The 6,023-nt window shown below is 30.5% G+C and carries 6 protein-coding genes; all 6 read right to left on the bottom strand.

Features of this window, described 5'->3' with window-relative positions; genetic code table 11:
- Positions 1–56 precede the first annotated feature (56 nt).
- Positions 57–821, bottom strand: a complete 765-nt coding sequence (locus HGPG_RS07425) for an IclR family transcriptional regulator (RefSeq protein ID WP_019125433.1) — start codon at positions 819–821, stop codon at positions 57–59.
- Positions 822–957: 136 nt separating this feature from the next.
- Positions 958–2,127 carry a UxaA family hydrolase gene (locus tag HGPG_RS07430; RefSeq protein ID WP_019125434.1) on the bottom strand — a complete coding sequence of 390 codons (1,170 nt, stop codon included), beginning with the start codon at positions 2,125–2,127 and terminating at the stop codon, positions 958–960.
- A 9-nt stretch (positions 2,128–2,136) separates the two neighbouring features.
- Positions 2,137–2,427 (bottom strand): UxaA family hydrolase, encoded by a 291-nt coding sequence (locus HGPG_RS07435; protein WP_019125435.1) that lies wholly within the window; start codon positions 2,425–2,427, stop codon positions 2,137–2,139.
- 2 nt (positions 2,428–2,429) lie between these two features.
- Positions 2,430–3,326, bottom strand: coding sequence for a dihydrodipicolinate synthase family protein (locus tag HGPG_RS07440; RefSeq protein WP_019125436.1), 897 nt, complete (start codon positions 3,324–3,326; stop codon positions 2,430–2,432).
- A 111-nt stretch (positions 3,327–3,437) separates the two neighbouring features.
- A complete protein-coding gene (locus HGPG_RS07445) occupies positions 3,438–4,367 on the bottom strand; it encodes an amidohydrolase family protein (protein ID WP_218915214.1) in 930 nt (309 codons plus the stop codon).
- A 35-nt stretch (positions 4,368–4,402) separates the two neighbouring features.
- Positions 4,403–5,515, bottom strand: coding sequence for a PTS transporter subunit EIIC (locus HGPG_RS07450; protein ID WP_019125438.1), 1,113 nt, complete (start codon positions 5,513–5,515; stop codon positions 4,403–4,405).
- Positions 5,516–6,023: the final 508 nt, after the last annotated feature.

The following is a 6,023-nucleotide window of genomic DNA, read 5'->3' on the forward strand; positions in this document are numbered from 1 at the left end:
AAGCTAAAGCGTACAACAAAAACTCTTCTAACTTAAAAATTAGAAGAGTTTTCCTTTTATATTAAATCTTCATCTTTGAATATAGTGTATTCAAAAGTGCTCTCTATTTCTTTTTTATATTTTAACAATATCTCCAAAATACCCTTTAACTTCTCTTCGCTACTTCTAAAAGTCGGCACAGAAACACTCATAGCAGCTATAACTTTTCCATCTTTTTCTATTGGAACAGCAACGCATTTTGCATCTAAACTTGTTTCTTGAATGTCATAAGAATAACCTCTTGACTTAACCTTTTCAATCTCATCAATAAACTCATCTATGTTAGTTATCGTATATTTTGTCAAAGCTTCCATATCAGCGCCAATCAACTCTCTAATTTCATCTTGGCTATTTTTATAGATCAACACTTTTCCCAAAGCCGTCGAATATATTGGCAAAAACTTGCCAACATAACTCATAAGTTGAATTGATTGCTTAGGTTCTTTCTTTGCAATATAAAATACCTTATTATTTTGAACTATACCAAGTTGACAAATCTCATTACATTCCTTTACAACTTCTGTCATATAATTTTTTATCATTTCAAGAATTGATGTCGAATCAATATAAGACTCACCAACTATAAAAGAATTAATTCCAATTCTATACTTCATATTATCTTTTTTTGATAAAAACTTTAGCTCAACCATAGTTGTCAATATTGGCGAAATTGTACTTTTTGGAATATCAGTCTTATCAGAAATCTCACTTAAAGTGAGATCCTCCTTTTCAGAAGCAAGAGTCAACAGTATTTGGAGCACTCTCTCTGTTGGTTTATGCATACTTTACTCCTTCCTAAGAATAAAAAATTTAATATTAAAAAATTAGTTTAATTTCATTACAAATCTTTTTTAACTTCATCCATTATATATTAATTGACCACAAAAAAAAAGAGCCCTTAGGCTCTTAATATAATAATTAAACGAAGGCAGAAGCTCTTTGAATTGCTGTTTCTGTATATCCTAGAAGTTCAGCTTGAACTTGTTTTCCATTACAAACTTCTACAATTAAATCTAACAATTCTTCACTTGCTTGTTCAATAGGTTTGTTTTCAGTAATTATTCCACTTGCATCATAATCTATATTGTCACTCATTTTAGCATATGTTTCGCTATTTCCAGTTATTTTTAATACGGGAGCTATAGCATGTCCAGTTGGAGTTCCTCTACCAGTAGAAAATACAACTAATTGACATCCACCAGCAATTATACCTCCAACAGATGATGCATCATTTCCTGGTGTGTCCATAATAACAAGCCCTTCTTTACCTTTAATCTGTTGAGAATATTCGTAAAGGTTGTTAATACTAGAAGAACCACCTTTATGGATACAACCAAGTGACTTTTCTTCTAATGTTGTAAGTCCACCTTCTTTATTTCCTGGTGAAGGATTACCATCACGAACATCTAATCCTGTATCATTCTTTATTTTCTTTTCATAATTTTTAATAATTTGATAAATTTTATCATGAATTTCTTTAGTTTTTGCTCGTCTAGCAAGAATGTGTTCTGCTCCAATAAATTCAGTTGTTTCACATAATACAGAAGTTCCGCCCATTTCTACTAATTTATCACTAACCTTACCAATTGTTGGGTTTGCTGCAAGACCTGATGTTGTATCAGAACCGCCACAGTTTGTTCCAAGTATAAGTTCTGAAATTGGGAATTCTTCTCTTCTCATTAATGCAGCTTCTCCAACCATTTTCTTTGCAAGCCTTTGAGCTTTTTCTATAGTCTTTAGTGTTCCGCCTTCCTCTTGAATAATTAGAGTTTCTACTTGTTTGTTAGTTCTTTCTAATATTCTTTCTTTAACAATATCAGCTTGAGCTGATTCACAGCCAAGACCTACAACTATTACGCTATAAACATTTGGATTTGCTCCATAACCTGCAAGAGTATCTAATGTTAATTCAAGGTCTGCACCTACTTGTGAACAACCAAGTTGTAAGTTAAATGTTACTGTGCCTTGTACTCCTTGTGAAATTATCCTAGTTGTATCTGATGCACATACACTTGCTGGTAATATTAAAACATGATTTCTAATTCCTACTCTTCCATCTTCTCTTTTATAACCCCAAAAAGTTCTCACTATATCACCTCATTCTTTTTCTTCAAGATTTTCTCTATGATCTTTAATATTATGTGTATGCACATGAGATCCTTTAATAATATCTTGGCTAGCTCTTCCTATATGTTCACCATATTTTACAATATCCTCATCCATTTTTATGTCTCTTATTGCTATTTTATGATATATAGGAATATCATTTTGTGCTACAACTTCCTTGGTATCTCCATTATCTAAATAGTTTACAGTTTCACCTTTTTCTACTTGGCTTAATACTGTAACTACATTATCTTTATCATCAACTTTAAGAGCGTATTTCATTATTACCTCCTAGTCATAACTTTATTTCTTAAATTTTTTGCAAACTCATAGTCCTTATCACTTAATTCTTCAAATGGGAATATAGTGTATTCGCTTATATTAAGTCCGCCATCTATTAAAAACTTTTTAAATATATGTGAAAAATTCTTTTCAACATTATACAAAGGCATAAGTTTATCTATCATATTGCCAATTTTTTTAACTTCTTCAAAATTTCCATTATTTATTGCCTTTACCCAATTTGACCATAATTTAGGTTCAAAGTTTGACATTGCTGCTATGCATCCACTTCCTCCTGCTATAATGTTTGGAACAAAGTGATCGTCAAATCCTGAATATACCTCAAAGTCATCTCTTATTTCTTTAACTTTCAAAATAACTTCTTTTGTGTGTGTTAGATTTGCTGTTGAATCCTTCATTCCTTTAATGTTTTTATGTTTTTTAGCAAGATTAAAAGTTGTTTCAGCACTCATGTCAAACCCTGTTCTTGCGGAGAAATTATAAATATAGATATTTCCATCTATTTTTTGAGCAAGTACATCATAATAATGAAAAGCTTCCTCTTGACTTATCCCATAATAAAATGGAGGAAGTATTAAAACTCCCTTGACTCCTAATGAGATAGCATAATTAGACAGTTCTATACATTCTTCTACATTAAGAGAGCTTGTTCCAGGAATTAATTCAAGTTTTCCTTGAGATTCGTCTACATAAAGTTTTATTAACTTTTTCTTTTCATCTAAAGATAGCTTAGTAAATTCTCCACTACTTCCTAGTGGTACTGCTCCATTTACTCCATTATCTATTAGGTGTTTAATTAACAACTTATTCCCTTCTAGATCAATGTTTCCATGATCATCAAAGATTGTAACAGTTGGTGTTATTATTTTTGCTTCCATCGTAATCCTTTCAATGTTTTACTATTTTTAAGTAAGACATCCCCTCGCCTCAATAGGCGACGGGATTGTCAGTCTTTCTAGTCTATAAATTTATTTTATACTTTTTATAAATTATTTTAAATAGTATGCGTCTAATGCGTTGTTGTAAAATACATCTTCAAGTTCTTTTTCAGTGAACACATCTGATTCTGTTATAAATTTATATAGGTCTTCGTATGAGAACTTAGTCATTACAGTAGGTGTGTCAGTTCCCCAAAGAATCTTTTCAGTTCCTAAAATATCTTTTGCTAATTTTATATATTCAAGAGCTGTTGGGAAAGGATATTTTTCAGGAGCAACGTTCCAAGGTAATGCACTAAGGTCAATCCAAACATTATCATGCTTTAGAAGTGGTAATGCTTTTTCTAAATAATCTCCATCTTCTAATGTAGGAGCCAATAAGTGACAGATTACAATGTTTAGATTTTTATATTTCTTTGCAATTCTATATACTGCTTCTGGTTGACAGCTTGCCATTGAAGGGCTTCCAATATCTAATACTAAAGTCATGTTTTCTTCTTTAGCAATTCTGTCATAAATCTTAGTCATCATTGGATCATCGATAATAAAGTTGTTGTGATAACCCATCATTCCTCCGCCAACACTAATTTCAAATTTAAATATCTTAGCTTTTAGATCGTTTATTAGTCTATCTAAAATTGAATCTACTTCTTTGCAATGTGGATCTAATGTTACAGCTGCCTTAAATCTGTCTGGATATTTATTAGCTGTTTCTATAGCATATTCGTTTTGGAATCCATAAAGACTTCCTTGTAATAGAATTGCTCTTTCAACTTCGTTTTCATCCATAATGCTTAATAATGACTCAGCAACAAACTCTTTATCTCCATATCCTTTTGGAATTATTGCCATTTCATCTCCATTAGCCCAACGACAAAGTCCATTGCCTAGTGGTCTAAATTCACCATTCTTACCAAAACTTCTAATACTTTCAAAGATGTGTGCGTGTGCGTCAATTTTTTTCATAATCGTTTCCTCCATAATTTTTATTTTAATAATAAAATCTTAAACAAACATTAATTTTCTTTCTTGTCTTCATTTTCTAATTTTTCTAAATCTTTATTATAAGAAAATAAAGCTAATACAAATGCTAATCCAAATGCTACTACCAAAGATACTAAGAATTGTACAAAAGCATTACTCATAAATACTGGTAGAGTTGTCAATGCTGGTAATGCAAAAGATGTTGCTCTACATCCAAACATTCCTGCAACTGCTCCACCAACACCACCTGCAATACAAGCGCATACCATTGGTCTTTTAAGTTTTAGATTAACTCCGTACATTGCTGGTTCTGTAATACCTAACAATGTTGTTAATCCAGCAGAAATTGCTTGTGACCTAAACTTTTTATCCTTTGTTTTAAATGCTATTGCTAATGCTGCTCCACCTTGAGCAAATATTGGGGCACCAAATAAAGCTAAAATTGTATCATATCCTATTAATGATATATTGTTAATTGCTACTGTGAATAGTCCCCAGTGCAATCCAAACATAACCATAAATGGTTGTAAACTACCTACAATTACTCCAGCTACAAGTGGACTCAAATTATAGATGCTTTCATATCCACTAGCTAACCAAGATCCTGCAACCTTACCAATCGGTCCGAACACAAATAAGATTATAGGTGTAACAATTAATAAACAGATTGGTGGCGTAAATAAACCTCTAAAAGTTTCTGGTATAACTTTATAACAGAAGTTTTGAACATATTTAGTAAAATAAATTGCCAATATTATTGGAATAACAGAACTAGAATATATTACTTTTGGAACTTCTATATTAAAGAAAGTTACTGCTCCATCTGAGCTCATTAAATTTGTCATTGATGGGTGAAGTAATATACACCCTATTAGGGCTGCGGTAAATGTTTCAACCTCAAACCTTTTCGCTGCTGTTATTGCTAGAAACACAGGAATGAAATAGAAGAAAGCATCACCGATAGCGTTTAGAATTTCATATGTAGATGATGTTTGATCGATAACATTTGTTGCTAATAGCAATGAAATTATACCTTTTATAATACCTGTTGATATCATCAGGTTAATAAATGGCAAAAATAGTGATGACAATAATTCAATAAAATCATCTAAAAGTTTTTTAAATATCCCTTTATCTTTATTCACAAGATAACCTCTTTTCTTTAGATATTAACGGTGTACAAATTTCCCAGATGCTAAATTAATTTTATTATCTCCTCCTTTTCTTTGATTTCGTATTTAGGAACTAATTCGTATTTCCGTTTCTATGTGAATTATCTCATACTCTTTATTAGATTACAATAGTAAAATAACATTTTCATAAATTTTTTTTTGAGATTTTTTTTATATTTTTTAGTATCTTTGGCTTTTCTCAAGGAAAATACTATTATTTTTAAGTTTAAATATAATTTTGAAAACAATTTCTTTTTTTACAAAAATTTATTTCTGCAACTTTATTTCTCAACCGCTACTTTAAAATTCACTTAGGCAAATTAATTTTTTTACATTTTAAAAAAACTCCTCCAAAAGTATTTAATTTATTCTTAAATCCTTTAGGAGAAGTTGCTTGAAAAAATTATTTTATCCTAAAACATAAATAAGATTTCTCAACATTTATCTTTCTTTTATCTTAAATTTTTCTCATAAAAAAACC

Origin of the sequence: Peptoniphilus grossensis ph5 (genome assembly GCF_000311825.1) — a bacterium.
GTDB classification, from domain to species: domain Bacteria; phylum Bacillota; class Clostridia; order Tissierellales; family Peptoniphilaceae; genus Peptoniphilus_A; species Peptoniphilus_A hominis.